Here is an 18854-nt window from a genome sequence, read left to right as displayed (position 1 = left end):
AGCGTTGGTTGACACAGAGTTTTGAACACCCTCCTTGTAGCATTCGGCCACAAACGAGCACCGCGGAAGACTGTCCGAACTAATTGGTATGGTTAGGTGTATTCGCCCAGATAGAATCGCGTTTATACGAATACAAGTACAACCCACTGCTGTCCCATAAACTTTTACACCAAGCATAGCTGCCGTATTTCCAGAGCATTTTGTTTTGGCGGATCACCACGAAGTAATGCCATCAGGTCTCTTCGTAGAAACAAATTCAGATGCAATAATCGCAACATACTTTGTAAGGACCATCCTAGCTTGGCACTGAATTTCAAATAGGCCAGTATCAAATAGGTACAGAGCGCGATCCATATCTGCGTCATAATGGCATTCTTGCTATTGCCCACGAAGGCCTTGATCTTTAGATTTTGTTTGATCCATTTGAAGAATAATTCTACTTGCCACCGTTCTTTATAAATCTCTGCGATGGTCTGTGCACTTAAAGCGAAATTATTTGTCAGGAACTCATAGGCTTTTCCGCTCTCAGGATCTCGATAGCCAATTCGTCGTAGCTTTGGCATGCCGATCTTTTTTGGCTTAACACCTGTTAAAACGATTGTTTGATCCGATGTCAGTCCTTTGGATTTATCGACGGCTCTTCGCTCTTCAATCTTCCATATGGCATTCTTCCTGATCCGGGTAACAAAGAAAATACCCTTGTTATTAAGGGCCTTAAACCATTCATAGTCCGTATATCCTTTGTCAAAGACGACGATGCTGCCTTTGCTATAGTGGAGTGTTCTCCCTATTTCTATATCGGATGCTTTACCTTCGGTAATAGCTGCGAAATTCGGGATGTATCCATCATGATCTAAACTCAGGTGGAGTTTCATTGCTGATTTTCCCAAGGCATAGTGGGCCCAGGGAAATATTTTTAGTGATAAGTCAATCAAGGAGGCGTCTAATGAATAGAGCTTGTTCTTGAAACGGAACCGGTGGCCGGACGTCAGCTTCTGACAGTTGGCATAAAGCTTTGCAAACAAGGCCTCATATAACTTAGCAGGTTGCTTTTCATTTAATCTGGCCAGGCTTGAGCGTGCAATGGGTTTGGCTCCTAAGTGATAAAGACGACTGGATTGTGCGCTCATATTGCTCTCAATATCCCTTAGGCTATGGCGGCCTGCCAATTGCCCCAGAGACAACGCGACAAACTGGGACCAGCGGCTTGTTTTCCGCAACTGTCTACCTTCATGATGCGTTTTTGAGAGGCTTTCAAATTCATGTCTCGGTACGAATTTTAGCAATTGTGCGAAAATAGTATTATGATGTGCCATGGCTTAAATCTCTCTGTTATTACAGTGTTTGGTCGCACTTTCATTGTAACAACTTGTTGGGATTTAAGCCTTTTTTATTCCATGTTTATGGGACAGCAGTGAGTACAACCCATAAATTTGGAGGAAATAAAAAACTAAATATATACCCCCAATTAAAACTTGCCATACAGATATACCAGATGACTGAACCTCTTCACTAGGGCTAGATAAGTCAACAACCACGGACAGACCTACCATTACAAAAATAATGCCAGTTAATGCCAATAAGGCTATAAAGAATATTTTCCAGAATCTTTGTGACCAAATTGCTTTTTCATAAGCCAAACCATATAACCCAGTTAAGCCAATTGCTAATATCACGGTATTAAAAATATCAATTGTTCCTTCAGATAAATTAGAAATAATTGTGAGAACGAAAATAACTCCCCAAATATTAAATATTATTTTCCAATTTACTAAATTCATGTGTTTTTCATCCACACCTAACGTGAAGGGAGCGAAAACAGGGTCAGATACGAATGGCACTTACTTAAGCTTCTTAGGGTGACCATTTTTCATCACTTCCGCTCTTGCTTCATGCCGTGTTCTCGTCAATAAGGGATAGGCTTTCGGTCTTCGCTTCACCGCTCTCGGTTCGATTCGGCCGGGACGATTCCCCACCTTTTTCTGCACCATCATGCGGAATAAATAACCGATATATTCATCATCCAAATACTGCGCGTTTTGTAGATAGATCAGCCATATCTGCAAGCAGTGCTTGAAACTTATACGTCTTGGGCTGATATCCGCCAGCAAGGCGGATTGTGCCATCATGAGGCGGATCAGGTTATAGGCAAGTAGATGGATCCATATTTCCTTGATCGCCATCTCGGGCGTTTTGCAACTGAGCACATTCATGCCCATAGTGTCTTTGATGTTGCGCAGGTCCAGCTCGATATGCCAGCGCATTTTGTACAGGGCTTTTAGCTTCTCTTTCGGGTAGTTGTTGTGATCGTCCAAAGTCGTGATCATTGTTTTGCCGCCGGCCTGGAATTCCCTGACCGTGAGTCTTTCTGGCGCCGCGTTATAGTCCTCTTCACTCATCCACTCCGGTCGTCGCTTGGGCTTGTCGATCAGGATCAGATGATCGCGTTCTCCCAGCCTTTGACCGAGACGAAAATCTGTCACGCGCTTTCTGGAACCGTTCTGCTCCATTAGAATATCGATCCCGTCGGCCTGCATGGCGGCAATAAAGAAATAGGTGGCAAAGAAGGCATCGCCGAGCGCGATATCGCCGGGCTGCAAGGTGTTCTGTATGGCGCGCAACAGGGTTTGTTCGTCACCCCCCTTGCCGTTGAAACGGCCGATCGCTGCATTCAATAGCGCACCGCTGGCCAGACTGGTGATGCCGACGATGCGACAAATGGGAAACCCTAAACCAGGCTGTTGACCGCGTTGTTGTGGGAATACGGCTTGGTTGGCAGCCGTGTCGGGCATCGTGACGGTGGTGCCGTCGATAATCCTGATGTGTCGACCCTGCCATTGCCATTCATCAGGCGCTCGTTCGTCAAGCTGGTCGCCCAGATGTTGGGTCAGTTCTGCGACCATCGTCAAAGGCAACCGTTGCCTGGCACGACAATAGCCACCCGTGTATGTGCTTCGGGCGCTAAACCCGCCGGCGAGTCGCTGGACTGCTGCCTGGTTAACAATGCTCTGACAGGAACGATCGGCGCTCATGGCTTGGGCCAGGAACATGGATAAGGTTTCCGTAGGTGGATAGAGGCGTTCCCGGTGCTCGGGCAAGAGCGCTTCCACTTTGTCCAGCAGCGTGTCGCTGGTGAGAAGATTGAAGAAACGATAGCTGTTGCTGTTTCCACGGTATGCCTCAACTCGAGTATGTTGATGTTTTTTGGCAGTATGGCTAAGCTTCATCGAGACCGGTTCCTTTTGGTAGGTTGTGGGTTTGGCGATTTACACCCTACCATGGTGCCGGTCTTTCTATTTGATAATCAAGTGCTTGGGCTTAAGTAAGTGCCATTCGGGTCAGATACTAATGGCACTTACTTAAAGAAATATATAATAAATACATTGTGTTATGACGTGAGTGACGGTGCCGGTTTCGAACGGCAATTTGACTAACCCCCCCACAACTCACTGACCGTAGATAAGATTGGGTAAAAAGAAATTACTAGGCACCCGTCGATAACTTATTGAATTGGCAATTCAATCCGCTTAAGTAGTGCCATTTTGGTCCCCTATTACTCTAACCGGAAACTATAGAGGCGCTCGCTATTCCACGGGGGCGATCAATGCCGAGTAATTATCCGCGACCGTTCGGGCATCCTCTTTGTTCATAATCACGGATGGCATCTGCGAAAGATCGATCCTTTTATCGCCGACGAACAGCTTCATAACGTCGACATTGAGAAACAGGCGTTCGTCTCCGGCATGCGTTTGAAGTTCGGATGCTTTGAAAACGAAGTCGCGGCGGTTTTCACTAAAGCCGACGTGATAGGCCAGGGGGATGCTTTCCCGGGCAGTTTTCAACGCCCCTTCGAGCAGGATGAATTTGTACCCGATCTCCCAATTCCAGGCCATTCGGCTATTCGGGTCCAGGTCGCCCACGCTCATGATCGAGGTGTTTGCCTTCTCGTCGACCCCGATCGAGAACCGAACCGTTTCCACCTGTCGAAGAGGAATCTCGGCTATTCGAATTTCATAAGTCCGGGCGGCATTATCGAAACGGGCAAGATGATAGCTGTCGGGCACAGCATACCGACCGCCACTGCCCTCCAATACCAGGTTCGAAACGAGGAACCGGAAGTCGTTGATCTTGAACGTCCCCTCGCCGCCGGGGTTGTCGTATCGATACTCGTCAAAGGCCAGCGGCGCACCATCCAATTCTACGGCAAACACCAGGGATAGTTGTGTCGGGCGGCTCCACCAGTAAACGCTCGCCGCAACAGCGGCGGCGGCCAACATGCCGACACCCCAGCCAAGCATAAATGACTTTTTCATTCGCGTTCCCCGGCGAACGGATCCGAGAATCTCGAATCCGACAGAAAGTGTTCATCGGTGAGGGTATGGAGAAACGCGATAATCGCCTCGACCTCGTCGGGCCCCAGATTCAATCCCTGTGCCGCATCGGGGTCGATCTTCTGGTTGTCGGCCTGCAGGATCAATGGACTGACCGTTTCGCTATGTTGAATCCTTCGATTGTAGTGTTCCATGACCTCCTCCAGCGTCGCGAAACGGCCATCATGCATATACGGCGCTGTGACCGCAATATTTCGAAGGCTCGGCACCTTGAACTTGCCACGGTCCGAAGAGTTTCCGGTCACCGTCATCAACCCCGGCCGCAGGTCTTCATCCACGTCCAATCCATTGTTGCTGAAGCCGTCGAGACCGTCGGAGAACCCTGCGGTATGGAACTGCGCATGACAGTCGACGCAATTGCCGCCGCGCAAGGATGCGGAGACGTCGGGATGCGCAACGAACAACTTCCGGCCCAGCTCCTCCTGTTCACTCAGCCTGAGCTCCCCGCGCAGGAACTGATCATACTTCGAGTTCGATGAAATCAGCATCCTCATGAAAGTCGACAGGGCCTTAGCTATGGCGTCGGCTGAAACCCCGCCATAGGCAACACGAAAAAGCTGTTGATAAACCTCGTCTTCGCGGAGCTCCTCGACGAGGCGTTCGAGGTCCTGGTCCATTTCGATCGGATCCTGAATCGGACGCAGAACTTGGTCTTCCAGACTCTGCGCGCGGCCGTTCCAAAAGAACTGCTGAGGGCCCCATAACAGGTTTACCAGGCTCATTGAACTGAACGCCGTCTGGCCACCGTGCACCCCGACGGAGTTCGCGAGCCCATCGGTAAATGCGAGCTTTTGGAGATGACAACTGGCGCAAGAGGTGGTGTTTGGCCCTGACAGGCGCGGATCGTAAAAAAGCCGGCGACCGAGTTCGAAGCCTTCCTCGGTCAGCGGATTATCCTTCGGAATCGAAAATTTCCCGAACACAAAGGGCGCCGAAAAATCGGCCACCGGCGTCGGCTCCGGAGGAGACTGTAAGAAATACACGCCAGCGGCGGCAGCAGCCACAAGGCCGATACCGCCGATGAAAAGCGCCTTTACTCTTGTCGAAACGTTAAGACGAATCTTTGAAATCACCTAGTGATGGTGGACGAAACCCGAACCGAACAAGGCATCGACGTACTCCACACCTTTTTTATAACGCTGCTTGAAATTCACCGTTGCAAGACGTTTGCCGGTTTCGAGATCGTGAACGCTGATCGTGTGTGCGTTCACCGAAGCGATAAAGTCTATGTCGGTCGGATCTTTGTCCGCGGCGTTCCCCAGATTCAACAGATTGTTCTGCACGGCGATCAGATTACGCCCCGATTTCGACGTATAGAAGATCAGATGATGCGCGCCAGGATCAGCGACGATATCGGGGCCGCTCGGCACCAAATCTGGGAGCTTCGACAGATCATAGCGCTTCACGACCCCGGGCAAGGCATGGCTGATGAACAGATCGGTTTTGTTGCCATAGAACTCCAGCGGTACACCGGTGTTGTTCTCAACCCCGCTGTAGACGACCACAGGCGTTCCGAACTCTTTGGAATCGGCGTCGTAGGGAATCTTCCAGGTCTCGAAGCCGAACATCGTGTTGACCAGAACCGCCGGTTCAGCCTCCGGATGGATAGACGGACGCACAAAGAGCACCTCGACCGGCGACGACGGGAAGCCAACCGGCTTCGCGTCCTCCACCGTGATTGTTTGGATGGGCTCGAGGGTATTCAAGTCAATGATGGTGATCGTATTGCCGACCCCGGTGGCCAGATCCGGATGAATCGTGGAGGAGATCACCATGCGATCCTGATAGGCCGAGATGCCATGCGGATACATGATATAAGGCTTGCCATCGCCAACTTGCGATTTGCGGGCCTCGATGATCTTGACGACCTCGTTGGTCTGCGCATCGAAGACACCCAGTGCCCCGCCGTCATCGCCGCCGGTGCCGCCCATGAAGGTGACGAACATGTACTCGGTCCCCTTGGACATATGCCACATGATGTCTTCGCCGACCGTCATGCCTTTGGTGTCGATGCAGTCCACTCCCGTGATCTTCGGCGAACCGGTCGCCCCCCGGTGGAGACCGATTTCCGCGAGACTACATGCGGCGTCGAGACCGGTCGCATATAGACGCCCTTGCGGGCTGTAGTAGAGATGGTGGAGCGGTTCTTTCATCCCTTCGATTTCGATTTCATGCTCATGAATGATGTCGCCAAAAGTCTCGGCTTCGGGATCGAGTTCTATGATCGCGACGCTGTGATGGTCGCTAAGCGTCGGCAGAGAACGCAGAAGAACAATGCCTTGGCTCTCTTCCCGGTCATTGGCCTGGGCCAAGGCATTTTGTGAGATTCCAACCAATTGGCCGCCGAATAATGCAGCCAAAACCCAAATTCCGAATCGTTTCATAATTCATCTCCAAAGCCAGTTTTTGTGCATTATTTGCGGACGGACAGTCAGGATAGTCCACCTATTTGACAATAGACAGCGTCGATTGAACGGTGTTTATCACCCCGGGGGCAGCCGCCCAGGGTCGGACCGCCGTAACCATATGATTCATCGAATATTGATCCTGAAACCGGGCCCCAAAATCGTGCTTAACGGCTCAATTTTTGGGTTAAAATGGCGGCTTCAGTCCGGATTTCTCTGCTTTACTCGGATCAATGATCAATGGGGTCAATCCGGCCCTATTGATCCATCTTATTGATCCGATCCGCTAGTGATCCGCATTGATCCGCTATTGATCCCGTACCCCGTTATCCTTAAAGGGCGCGCAGCCCTTTTTAGTTGCCCATATCGATGCGCGCCAGCGCCATGCGCACATCGGGTCCGCTGGGTTGCTGGAAGACCCGCAGTCCGAACTCTGGCAGTACCGTCAACAGGTGATCGAAGATGTCTGACTGCACGCCTTCGTGGATTACCCAGGCCGTGGACCGGGTAAAGCAATAGACTTCGATCGGCAGCCCTTGTGGACCGGGGCTGAGCTGTCGAGCCATCAGCGTCATCTCCTGATGTACGCCGGCATGCTTCCGCAGGTAGCCTACGATATAGGCGCGGAATGTGCCGAGATTGGTCACCTGGCGATTGTTGATGGGGTCCTGCCCCTGGGCGATCAGTTTGGCATTCCACTCCTGCAGCTCGGCGTGCTTTTCGTCCAGGTAGTCGCCCAGTACTGCAAAGCGTCGCAGCTTGGCTTGTTCTTCCTCGGAAAGAAAGCAAAGGCTGTTCTGGTCGATATGGAGGGCGCGCTTGATGCGGCGTCCGCCGCTCTCCTCCATGCCGCGCCAGTTCTTGAACGAATCGGCGATCAAGCGTTTGGTGGGAATGGTGGTGATGGTGCGGTCCCAGTTCTGCACCTTTACGGTGTGCAGGGCGATGTCGATGACGGTGCCATCGGCATTGAGCAGGGGCATCTCGATCCAGTCGCCCACCCGCACCATATCATTGGATGAGATCTGCACGCTGGCGGCCAGTGACAGCAGCGTGTCCTGGAAGATCAGCATCAACACCGCCGCCATGGCGCCGAGACCGGACAGCAGGATGAGCGGCGAGCGATCCAGCAACGAGGCAATGATCAGGATGGTCGCGACTGCGAACACGATGATCTGGATGACCTGCAGATAGCCCTTGATGGGCCGGTCATTGGCTTCGGGTCGGCGACTGTAAATGACATTGATGGTGTACAGCAGTGCGCTGAGCGCCAGCGCCACTGTCAGAACGATATAGGCGTTGCTGACATTGCGCACCACAATGATCGCGCTCTCCGGCAGGTCGGGCACCGCACCGATGCCCACCCACAACACCAGGGCGGGCACGATATGGGCCAGCCGGGTGATCACCTTTTCCAGGCCGATGGTGGGATCTTTGCCGAGCGCGGTGGCGGCCAGCATGCGGCGCACCAACTGCATCAGCACGTGTTTAGTGATCAGGTTGGTGAGCCAGACCGCGCCCAGCAGCACGGCGAGGGCCATCACGGTATAGGCCCATGGCTGCTCATCGGCCCAGTGGATGAGCCAATCCGGTAACGACATTATTCCTCCTGCGGTGTGGGCGCTGGCCATGCCTTGGCGCGCGCCGGCAACGACCACGGCAAGCCACTGATTCTCGTGAAAAGATGTGTCGCGCCTAAGGTAACACAGGAAGGGGGGAGCGCGTGTCGCGCAACCGGGATTGAACAGCCCTATACATGGAAGGCCCGACCCATCAATGGGGTCAGCGTAAACCTCCCCCAAGCTTTGGTGATCCCAGGCTTGCACGACCTCAAGCCGGCGCGCTATGCCTCCACACGCGCTGCGCGATGGTGCTGTCCTGAGCAAAGGCGGCAATGCTAGGATAAAGATGAAGGCACCGTATTATTAGCCCGGCGAGATACTCATGAACCTGAAGCTTACTATAAGAAGCGAAACCGTTGCTGATGTCACAGCGATAACCGATGTGACGGTCGCGGCCTTTAAGTCTCTTAAGATTAGCAACCAGACTGAGCACTTTATTATCGAGGCCCTGCGTGCCGCAAACGCTCTCTCTATCTCGCTGGTGGCAGAAGTAGATGGGCGCGTGATTGGGCATATCGCCTTTTCGCCGCTCACGATTTCGGATGGCACGCGAGGGTGGTACGCGCTCGGGCCTGTATCAGTATTACCCGAGTTCCAACGGCAGGGTGTGGGCAAGGCGCTGATAAATGAAGGCTTGTCACGGCTTCGAGAACTGCATGCGGGAGGATGTTGTCTGGTTGGACATCCGGATTACTACAGAAAATTCGGGTTTCGGAATGTCCCAGAACTTGTGTGCGAGGGAGTGCCGCCGGAGGTATTCTTCGCCTTGTCTTTCGACGGGCACATTCCGCACGGGGTGGTCACTTTTCATGAGGCCTTCACGGCAAATGGTTAAATCAAGCAAAGGGAACGGAGTAAACCTCCGTCCCGTTTGCTCAAGCCCCCTCACTTAAAGCGTTTTCACTACATCGCCACCGGAGTGCTGCAGGACCTCCTGGGCCCGCCGTTCCTGCTCATGATCATCGGCATGGACTATGACCGCTGAGCGGCCGCTGTGCACCCCCTCTTCCACCTTAACGATCATTTTGTCATGATCGGGCCGGATCGCCACCAACCCTCCGACCATAAGGCCGACCACACCGCCAAAGATTGTGGTAAGCACCACGGTAAGGTAAGGGCTGGCTGCCGCCAAGGGCAGTTCGGCCAACAGCAAGGCGCCACCGATGAGAAGCCCTGCGACCAGACCGGCCAAGCCCAACGCTGCATGGGCCCTGATGATTGTGTGATAGATGCCCTGGCTTTCCGGCTCCAGTTTGGGGCCCAGCGCCGTGTCGCCGGGATGCACCACCTTCACTTGATCCGATCGTATACCCACATCATGAATCACTTGCTCCGCCGCCGCCTGGGCACCTTGCTTTTCACTGAATAGCGCGGCCACTTTGCTGAGGGAGCGCTCGCCAAACACTAAGGACATTGCCATATCCGCCTCCTTGCTGAATAAATAAGGTGCGATCGCCGTGATTGCGAGAGCTTAAGACAACAGCTCAATTACCGCCCTGGCCGCGCTGGCGCTGGACTGGGGATTTTGGCCGGTCACGAGATTGCCGTCCACCACCACGTTATCCTGCCAGTCTTCCGCCGCCACCACGTGCGCGCCCTGCTCGCGCAGCTTGCTTTCCAACAAAAAGGGCATAGCTTGATCCAGCTCCACGGCGCGCTCTTCGCTGTCGGTAAAGGCCGCGATCCGCTTGCCGCGCACCAGTGGCTCGCCGTCTTTCCGCACCACGTTGACCAGACAGGCGGGCCCGTGACAGACAGCGGCGATGACCTTGTTGCGCACGAAAAACTCCTTGACCAGGCGTTGCACCTGAGGACTATCCGGCAGATCGAACATGGTGCCGTGGCCGCCGGGAAAGAATACGGCGTCATAATCATCGGCCGTGAATCCCTCATCGAGGTGCGGGCGTTGCTGTAACGCCGATTGCGCCGCTTCGTTTTCAGGCGTGGCCTCATAGCCCTCCAGGCTGCGCGGATCGATGGGGGTATCCCCACCGGCGGGACTAGCCACCGTCACCTGGTAGCCCGCTTGCTTGAACAGGGTGTAGGGCGCTGCGAACTCCTCGAACCAGAGGCCGGTACGATGCTGCGCGTCAATCCGGCCGTGACTGGTTACGATTATCAGAATCGACTTAGCCATAACGCCCTCCTTGTGTCGTGATGTCTTCCCTACAGCATAGACAATATTTCGCGCCTGGCAGCCCGTTTTGGTCTGAGCGTTCCAGCCGGGCTGTGCCGGCTTTTCGGATAGGCTGTATACCTTATTGTTACACTTGGATAACCCGCCCGGCACCCGAGGTATCGACCTGGGGGGCATTGAGCTTGCCGACACGATCATGGATTTAGTCGCCCCAGCTTTAATAAGCAGACCATATAAGGGACAGACGACGATTATTAGTCTGTCTCCCTTAATTTCGGCCGCCCTGCTTTGCCTTTTGTTACTCGACACCCCAACATGCTTGCTATCTGTTCCTGAAACTTATCATTGCCAAGCACATAACTGCCATTGGTGGCCGACCTTATTTGATTATCAATCTCACCATCAATATATGCCTTGAATAGATCACGGTAGGCTTTGCGCCGTTTCAGCGATGGTTTGTCTAATCGCAGATATTGTTCATGCGGAGTGATTAGAGCATTGCTCTTCCCCTCGGCATTGTTCTGATTACCTGCTGATTACCCATCGTGGTCTGCCCCTGATTACCCGACCTTTATTATTTGTTTTGGTCTATCCCGTATCACTTTGTTTACTTATTAAGATTCAGTAGCTTGGGTTAATTGCCGTACAAAACCGTCTGTATATTATTGTTTTTCAACAAAACGCTCATTTTTTATCTGTTAAATAAAAGCCTGATTCAGCCGAATGAATAGACGGTCCCGTAATTCATAAATATGGATGTGTGAGGTATTCATGAACGTTCTGAATCGAATGAAGCTTAGCATTAAATTAGGTGGTGGTTTTGCTGTCATTCTGTTGTTAATGGCCGTTGTCTCTTCAGTGGTATTTGTCAGTGTTAATTCTTTGGTTAAGTCATCCAAGTGGGTGAATCACACCTATGAAGTGATACGTAATGCTGAGTCCGTGGGTGCGGCCATGGTAGACATGGAGACTGGCCTGCGCGGTTTTATGATTACAGGCGAGCATGAATACCTGGAGCCCTATCACGCTGGGCAAAAGGTGTTTGACGAACTTATTATAAAAGGCCAGGAGCTGACTAGTGATAACCCTGCACAGGTGGCTCGTTGGAAAGAAGTCGCAGCGATGAAGGGGCGCTGGTTGGCCGAGGTGGCTGAACCTGAGATAGCCGCCCGTCGTGAAGTCACTGAGGGGGTTGAGGCGAGGGCTCACTTTAAAGAGATTTCCTCCCGCACTGTGGGTAAAGAGATTTTTGACAGTATTCGTGAAGCGCTTGGTGTGCTGGAAAGAAAGTTTGGTGACAGTGAGCGCGGTCAGTTTCTGGTGGCGGTGACAACGCTTGATCTAGTGAATATGGAAACGGGGCAGCGTGGCTTTTTGTTGTCTGGCAAGGAAGAGTCTTTGGAGCCTTATATCAAAGGGAATAAATCCTTCAAGGCTCATCTAGCGGATTTACGTCGTGCCGTACGTGGTACGGCAGTTACAGATGCTGATGTTCAACGTGTTGAAGACAGAGTCGATGCGTGGATGGAAAAGGCGGCTGATCCTGAGATCGAAGCGCGCCGTGCAATGAATCAGCATGACGCCAGCATTGAAGATATTGCGCACATGATGAAAACCGGCAAGGGAAAAACCATCATGGATGGATTACGGGTTAAATTGCAGGATCTTATCGATGCTGAAGAGGTGCTGATTGGTGTGCGTACCCAGGACCAGGAAGAAACCTCCATGTTCGCGACCAGCGTGACGGTGATTGGAACTGTTTTGGCCATCGTGGTTGGCCTGGTTGTCGCAACGATTGTAATACGGGGCATTTATGGTCCATTGAATGCAACCAACAAGATGCTGAAGGATATTGCGGAAGGTGAGGGTGATCTAACCAAACGCATTCCCGTGAATACTCAGGATGAGATTGGTGATATGGGAAACAACTTCAATCAGTTTCTCGATAAGTTGCAAGGACTCATTCGCGAGATCAGTGGCGCAACCGTTCAGTTGGCATCGGCTTCCGAAGAGATGGCCGCAACGACTGAACAAACCTCTACCGGTGTAGAGAATCAGAAGATGATGACTACACAGGTGGCCTCTGCGATTACTGAGATGACGGCAACGGCGCAGGAGGTTGCACAAAGTGCGGAACAGGCGTCTACCGCTGCGGGTGAGGCAAATAATGAGGCACAAGCGGGTAACCAGGTGGTTAGCAGTACCGTCTCTGCTATTGAGTTATTGGCTAAAGAGGTTGAAAGCTCTGCAGGTGTGATCAGTCAACTTAAAGATGACAGTGAAAATATTGGCACTGTGCTGGATGTTATCAAAGATATCGCAGACCAGACAAACTTGTTGGCACTGAACGCGGCGATCGAGGCAGCGCGTGCGGGTGAAATGGGACGAGGCTTTGCGGTCGTAGCTGATGAAGTCAGAACGTTGGCACAACGTACTCAGGAGTCCACTCAGGAGATTGAAACGCTGATTGCCGCACTACAAAATGGTGCAGAGAATGCTGTGTATTCGATGGAGCAGAGTAAAGGGCGTGCCAGTGAGACTGTGTCGAAAGCACAGGAGGCGGGCGCATCGTTGAACTCTATTACCACTGCGGTGGATACTATCCTGAAAATGAATACTCAGATTGCGACGGCTTCAGAGGAGCAGACAGCGGTTGCCGAGGAGATAAATCGTAGTGTGGTGAATATCCAGAGCATCTCTGAACAGACCTCAACTGGATCTCAGCAGATCTCTATTTCCAGTAATGAGCTGGCAAGACTTAGTGAGCAATTGCGAGGCTTGGTAGGTCAGTTCAAGGTTTAGTTTTTTTAAAACTTCTTAGGTAAACAGAATTCGGGTCAGCTTTATGCTGGCCCGGAATTTTTATTGATAGCACACGCAACAGGATCAGGCCTTGCCCTTTGCCTACCCCGAACCAGGGTCAGCCGGAGCGTGGCGAAGGCAAAGACAAAGGGCAAGGCCTGATCCCAGGCTTTCGCGTTCGCTTCGCTCATCTTGGCGCAGGCCGTGCGCTGCTCCGCCCTGCCGCTCACCGCGAGCGTTAGAGCGCAATAGGAGGAAGGCAAATAGTTCTTCTTTGATGTATTAAAGAATTTGGCAATTTTCAACGGTGCCCCCCTTGGTTAACGGAAAGCTTGGCACTTCGACGCTGTAGCATTCCCAGCATCTCATTCAATCTTTTTGCGCTCCAGGGCAGCGACCCGCGCCTCGGTCAGGACAGTGCCTTCCTCGGCAACCTTCCGTTCCAGCGCCTTCAGGCGATCCCGGAAGCAGGCCGGCCCATGGCTCAACCAGGCCCCGCGCACACCGGCGGGGAAAACAAAAACGCTGTTTCCTCAGCTCGTTTCTGGTGCGCACCTAACCATGAGCAGGAAAATCAATAGCATACCGCCTCGGTTGCCTCATCCGTCCGGCCCGTGAGATTGGGCTTGCGGCGGGTGTTTTCCGGCAGCGCATCAACGCCACCGTGTTCGACGGCCGCTTTGTAGCGATACAAGGTGCCGCGCGGCGGCCCCATCACCGTGCAGGCTTGCGACACGTTGACCCACTCTTCGGCCAAATTCAACAGGCCGACCTTGTGTTTAATGATTCTCTCGTTACTATTTGACATAAGGGTTACCTTTCTGGCCTTTTATAGTCAGTTAGCAGCTCCATCAAAACCGGCAACCCACACTTTTTCAACTCAGGTGTCAGATCAAGTCGAAACTAATTTAGATAACTTTTTTATATTATTTCAAGGGAATATTTTCATTTATATAGCTAGTCTTAATCCGGCCCGGATCGTATCAGCCACTGCAGGCACGCTTGACAAGCCCTTACTTAAAGGTGGGTAAGCCTGATTCTGAGTCGCGAGTTATTACGTTTATTTTGTTCGAAACAAAAGAGAATCAAAGATGAATTACTTCACTACGTTTCATCTTCAAACCAACGCCCAGCAGTCTGAGCTGAATGTTATGTTTAATGGCTCACACTTATGAAGGGCTGAAGATGGAAGAAGAAAACCTCCGCATTACGCTCGACTCGATTGGCGACGGGGTTATTGCGACCGATACCGACGGCAATGTGACTCAAATTAACCCAGCCGCCCAGAAGCTGACCGGCTGGACTTTTGAAAGCGCCCAAGGCAGGCCATTGACCGAGGTATTTAATATTGTCAATGCAAAAACAAAAGAGGTTGTGGTAAACCCAGTTACTAAAGTGCTTGAGCTGGGTAAAACGGTGGGCCTTGCTAACCACACCATGTTGATAGCTAAAGACGGTGCTGAATACCAAATAGCCGATTCCGCCGCACCGATCCGAGACACCAACGGCAATATTGCCGGAGTGGTGTTGGTGTTTAGAGATGTTACTGAAAAATATCATCTGCAGGAAATTGTATTAGAGACGAACGAACGGCTACAGGGGGCGCTTGAGGCCAGCCATGCCGGCACCTGGCGTGTTGACATGAGCACAGGCAATGATACGCGTGATGCTTCTCTAAACCGTTTGCTTGGGTTGCCCGCTGAGCCGACCACGCAGCCATTAAGTGACTGGTTTACCTATGTACATCCGGACGATGCTGAGCCAATGAAATTGGCCTGGGAAAAAGGGCTGGAAACGGGGCTGTATTCAGTGGAACATCGGCTGATTCGTAAAGATGGCGAGACCCTGTGGGTTTATGACCGCGGCCGGATGATTCGAGATGCAGATGGCCAATTGCTCTATGCAATCGGTGCAGTAATGGATATTACTGAACGCAAGCAAGCTGAAGAAGATCTGCGAAAAAGCGAGAAACTTCTAAACACTATCGCTGAAAATTATCCGAACTCCTATGTCGCGATCATAGAACACGATTTTACAGTTAGTTTTTTATCCGGACAGGAATTCAAGAATCAGCAACTTGATCCAGAAGATTTTGTAGGTCTTAGTCTGGATGAGATATATGGCGAAGATGCCGCGATCATTCGCTCCCATTATGAAGAGACCTTTAACGGCAAGGGATGCGCTTTCGAATTTTTTCATAATAACCAATATCATTTTTACCGGACTGTTCCTTTGCAATCTGGGGATGGCACGATTCAACAAATTTTGGTGGTGGTCGAAAATATCACGGAACGAAAACAGGCTGAGAATGCTTTACGCCGCGCGCAAAAGATGGACGCCATTGGTCAACTTACGGGCGGTATCGCTCACGATTTTAATAATATTCTGGGCATCATTATAGGGAACCTGGATTTACTCAATTTGACGATAACGGATAATAAAGCGGCGCAGGGGCATATCGATGAGGCTCGTAAAGCGGCATTGCGGGCGACTGAGCTTACCAAAAATTTACTGGGTTTCTCGCGCCGCCGGTCTGATAAATCGGCTATCACCGACATGAACAGTGTTGTAAAGGGAATGGATAGCCTAATTACACATTCATTGACCCCGAAAGTAATTGTGGAGTCTCACTTGGCGGAAGATTTGTGGCTTTGCAATATTGATTCCGGCGACCTCGAAGATACTCTGCTCAACCTGATCATCAATGCCCGAGATGCGATGCCGCGGGGCGGTCGACTCACTTTGGAAACCTGCAATCGAATCCTCGACGAGGATTACTGCTCAATCAATGCAGGTGCCACAGCAGGGGAATATGTAGAGCTGGCAGTGAGCGACAGTGGTACCGGCATCCCTCCAGAGCAGCTGGATCAGGTATTTGAGCCATTTTTTACCACCAAGCCTTACGGCAAGGGCACCGGCCTGGGTCTGGCAATGGCATTTGGGTTTGTAAAACGTTCCGGAGGCTATATTAAGGTTGATTCAGAGGTGGGTATCGGCACTACCATTCATCTCTATTTGCCGCGTGCCATTGGTCAAGTCCAGAAGCCGGTACTAAATAACGAGCAGCCAAGTAAGCTGCCTCGTGGCCACGGGACCGTTCTGGTGGTCGATGATGAAGAAAGCCTGTTGAAACTGGCGGAGATCTCATTGCGCTCACTGGGTTATCGAGTTATTACTGCAAACAATGCAGATCAGGCGTTGACGTGTTTGAAGACAGAAGCGGATGTTGCGATGTTAGTCAGTGACGTCGTGATGCCAGGCAGCATGAATGGTTATGAGTTGGCTGAACAGGCGACTCGCAGCCACCCAGGCCTTAAGGTATTGCTAACCTCCGGCTACACAGAGAAGGTCGTCGGGGCGGATGGTCAGGTACGCTCTAAAGCTAACTTGCTCAGAAAACCCTATACACAGACAGAGTTGGCACAACAGATTCAAACTATCATGGGAGATAATCAGCCTGGACAGTCATCTGGAGCTGAGCTAAAGCCAGATTTATCGTCGATCATATGGTCAGAAGAATTCAGCACGGGTATTGAGCCAATGGACGAGGATCACAAGGCGTTACTGGCAATTTTCAATCACTGAATAAAAGCAGGCGAGGCGGATCACCTGAAGCTTGAAAATGTCGAGGCCGTTATCGAGGAACTTCAGTATTGCACTGAGACTCATTTTTGTCGTGAAGAAGCGATGATGACTGCCTGCAAATACCCTCAACTCGAAAATCATCGCCAAGTGCATCGACTGTTAATCAGGCAGCTCGAAGATATAAAACAACAATTTCAGCAAGGAGGGGTTGCCAGCGATGAAGTATTGTATTTTTTACGCAACTGGTTGCTAGAACATATTCAGAGTATGGATTTAGATTACGCTTCAAGCTGCAGAGGTAAGGAAGCATTGATTGAAAGGGCGCTGATAGAAGCAGATGAAGGTCCTGAATCAGGGGGGTGGTCTTGAGCGAGATGACCGTCTATGTGATTGATGACGAGCCAGCGTTGGTAGAACTGCTCAGTCAGGCAGTGAACTTGTTCGGCTTCGAAGCCCAGGGCTATACCTTGGCAAGTCGGTTCTTCGAACAGACACAGGTGGTTGAACCGAATTCTATTCTGTTGCTGGACCTTCAGATGCCGGAAATGGATGGCATTGAGGTGATGCGACGGATGGCCTCAATGGCACACACTCCTGCTTTGATACTAATCAGCGGCCAAGACTCCGGTGTATTACACGCAGCCGAAAAGCTGGCCAGGGCGCATCAGCTTGAGATAGTAGGGTCGTTACCCAAACCCGTTTCCCTGGAACAGCTTCAGCAGCTGCTCAAGGCATTTGTTATCACAGACAAGCCTATTGATTTGGCCGCGCCGGAGTTTGAAGTGACTGCGGCGGAATTGCGTGATGCGATAGAAAACGATCAGCTGACATTACATTATCAGCCTAAGCTCGATATTGGCAGCGGTGCTGTTTGCGGTGTAGAGGCGCTGGCACGTTGGCAGCATCCCACTCAGGGCTTGATCTACCCGAATCGCTTTATCGCTGTTGCTGAAAAGAATGGTTTAATCGGCGAGTTTACACACCAGGTGATTGAGAAAGCCGTCGTTCAGGAGCAGCAGTGGCAAGACGCCGGGTTACAGCTGCCGGTCGCAGTGAATGTGTCGGCTGAAAATATTACCAGTCTCACTTTGCCGGAGCATCTTGCTGAACTATTAGCGGATAAAAGACTGAACCCAAACATGCTGGTGCTCGAGGTGACTGAGAGCGCATTGATGGGGGAGCTGGTGACTTCTCTGGATATTCTCACTCGTTTGCGTTTGAAAGGCATTCGCCTGTCGATTGATGATTTCGGAACAGGTTACTCGTCACTGTCACAGTTACATCGTGTTCCATTCACAGAGCTTAAGATAGATCAGAGCTTTGTCGCCAATATGGTCGAGGACACCGAGGCCAGGGCTATCGTCAAGACTTGCATCCTGCTAGGCCATGAACTCAATATGCAAGTGGTGGCTGAAGGGGTGGAAAGTCAGGCGCAGCTCAACCTATTGCGACAGCTCAATTGTGATAGTGCCCAAGGCTATTTCTTTAGTAATCCAGTGTCATCAGAGACAATAACGCAGACAATCCAAAATCAAGCCAATGGTGGTTTAGGTGAGTTAGTCTCGACTTGATCTGGCACCTGACTGGAAAAAGTCAGGGTTACCTGTTTTGATGGAAGTGCTAACTGATATTAAAACCCAGCGAGGTAACGCTCATCTCAAATAACAACGAGAGAATCATTAAACACACGGTAACAGGGTCAGGTTAAACCTTCCCCAGGTTCTGCAATCACTTGAGTACCCCGCTAAAAAGAATAAAGATCGAGATCACGCGAGCGCTCTGGCGTGTCAAAGCGGCGCATCTAGTCTGAAGGCGATAGGCGATTATGTTGGGTTACGCTATTCAAGCGTCAGCCGGAGTGTGGCTACGGCAAAGGGCAAGACCTGATCCCAGGCGCTTTCTGGGCGGCGAA

13 protein-coding genes and 1 pseudogene are annotated in these 18854 nt (G+C 51.5%); 4 read left to right on the top strand and 10 right to left on the bottom strand.

From position 1 onward, the window contains the following. Nucleotides 1-164 precede the first annotated feature (164 nt). The 6 genes from Tel_15935 to Tel_15910 all read right to left on the bottom strand — a co-directional run bounded on the left by Tel_15935 (nucleotide 165) and on the right by Tel_15910 (nucleotide 8400). The gene (locus Tel_15935; protein ALP54519.1) at nucleotides 165-1316 is read right to left on the bottom strand and encodes a transposase; all 1152 of its coding nucleotides are present in this window, start codon (nucleotides 1314-1316) and stop codon (nucleotides 165-167) included. A 525-nt stretch (nucleotides 1317-1841) separates the two neighbouring features. Then, entirely contained in the window at nucleotides 1842-3227 is a 1386-nt protein-coding gene (locus tag Tel_15930) for a transposase (GenBank protein ALP54518.1), read from the bottom strand. 357 nt (nucleotides 3228-3584) lie between these two features. Continuing rightward, entirely contained in the window at nucleotides 3585-4298 is a 714-nt protein-coding gene (locus tag Tel_15925; protein ALP54517.1) for a hypothetical protein, read from the bottom strand. Between the two features lie 11 nt (nucleotides 4299-4309). Beyond that, complete coding sequence (locus tag Tel_15920) at nucleotides 4310-5464, bottom strand: cytochrome C peroxidase (GenBank protein ALP54516.1); 1155 nt, start codon at nucleotides 5462-5464, stop codon at nucleotides 4310-4312. Further along, the gene (locus tag Tel_15915) at nucleotides 5465-6775 is read right to left on the bottom strand and encodes a hypothetical protein (protein ALP54515.1); all 1311 of its coding nucleotides are present in this window, start codon (nucleotides 6773-6775) and stop codon (nucleotides 5465-5467) included. Between the two features lie 374 nt (nucleotides 6776-7149). Continuing rightward, nucleotides 7150-8400 carry a mechanosensitive ion channel protein MscS gene (locus Tel_15910; GenBank protein ID ALP54899.1) on the bottom strand — a complete coding sequence of 417 codons (1251 nt, stop codon included), beginning with the start codon at nucleotides 8398-8400 and terminating at the stop codon, nucleotides 7150-7152. Nucleotides 8401-8740: 340 nt separating this feature from the next. On the opposite strand from Tel_15910, the gene Tel_15905 reads away from it, so the two are divergent. Next, nucleotides 8741-9253: a GCN5 family acetyltransferase gene (locus tag Tel_15905; GenBank protein ALP54514.1), complete on the top strand. Its 513-nt coding sequence runs from the start codon at nucleotides 8741-8743 to the stop codon at nucleotides 9251-9253. Between the two features lie 54 nt (nucleotides 9254-9307). Here the strand turns inward: Tel_15905 and Tel_15900 are convergent, their stop codons facing one another. Continuing rightward, complete coding sequence (locus tag Tel_15900) at nucleotides 9308-9832, bottom strand: hypothetical protein (protein ALP54513.1); 525 nt, start codon at nucleotides 9830-9832, stop codon at nucleotides 9308-9310. Nucleotides 9833-9889: 57 nt separating this feature from the next. After that, on the bottom strand, nucleotides 9890-10555 hold the full coding sequence (locus Tel_15895) for a glutamine amidotransferase (protein ID ALP54512.1): 666 nt from the start codon (nucleotides 10553-10555) through the stop codon (nucleotides 9890-9892). A gap of 756 nt (nucleotides 10556-11311) precedes the next feature. Here Tel_15895 and Tel_15890 point away from each other — a divergent pair. Continuing rightward, complete coding sequence (locus Tel_15890; protein ID ALP54511.1) at nucleotides 11312-13357, top strand: hypothetical protein; 2046 nt, start codon at nucleotides 11312-11314, stop codon at nucleotides 13355-13357. A 41-nt stretch (nucleotides 13358-13398) separates the two neighbouring features. On the opposite strand, the gene Tel_15885 is transcribed toward Tel_15890, so the two are convergent. Continuing rightward, nucleotides 13399-13662 (bottom strand): hypothetical protein, encoded by a 264-nt coding sequence (locus Tel_15885; GenBank protein ID ALP54510.1) that lies wholly within the window; start codon nucleotides 13660-13662, stop codon nucleotides 13399-13401. 250 nt (nucleotides 13663-13912) lie between these two features. Continuing rightward, a pseudogene (locus tag Tel_15880) lies at nucleotides 13913-14165 on the bottom strand (hypothetical protein). A 350-nt stretch (nucleotides 14166-14515) separates the two neighbouring features. Here Tel_15880 and Tel_15875 point away from each other — a divergent pair. Continuing rightward, nucleotides 14516-16942, top strand: a complete 2427-nt coding sequence (locus tag Tel_15875; GenBank protein ID ALP54509.1) for a hypothetical protein — start codon at nucleotides 14516-14518, stop codon at nucleotides 16940-16942. 359 nt (nucleotides 16943-17301) lie between these two features. Continuing rightward, a complete protein-coding gene (locus Tel_15870) occupies nucleotides 17302-18513 on the top strand; it encodes a hypothetical protein (GenBank protein ID ALP54508.1) in 1212 nt (403 codons plus the stop codon). The last annotated feature ends 341 nt before the right edge of the window (nucleotides 18514-18854 follow it).

The organism is Candidatus Tenderia electrophaga (genome assembly GCA_001447805.1).
Taxonomy (GTDB): domain Bacteria; phylum Pseudomonadota; class Gammaproteobacteria; order Tenderiales; family Tenderiaceae; genus Tenderia; species Tenderia electrophaga.
Note: the sequence above shows the minus strand (reverse complement) of the source record. Positions and strands in the feature narration are given on the sequence as shown.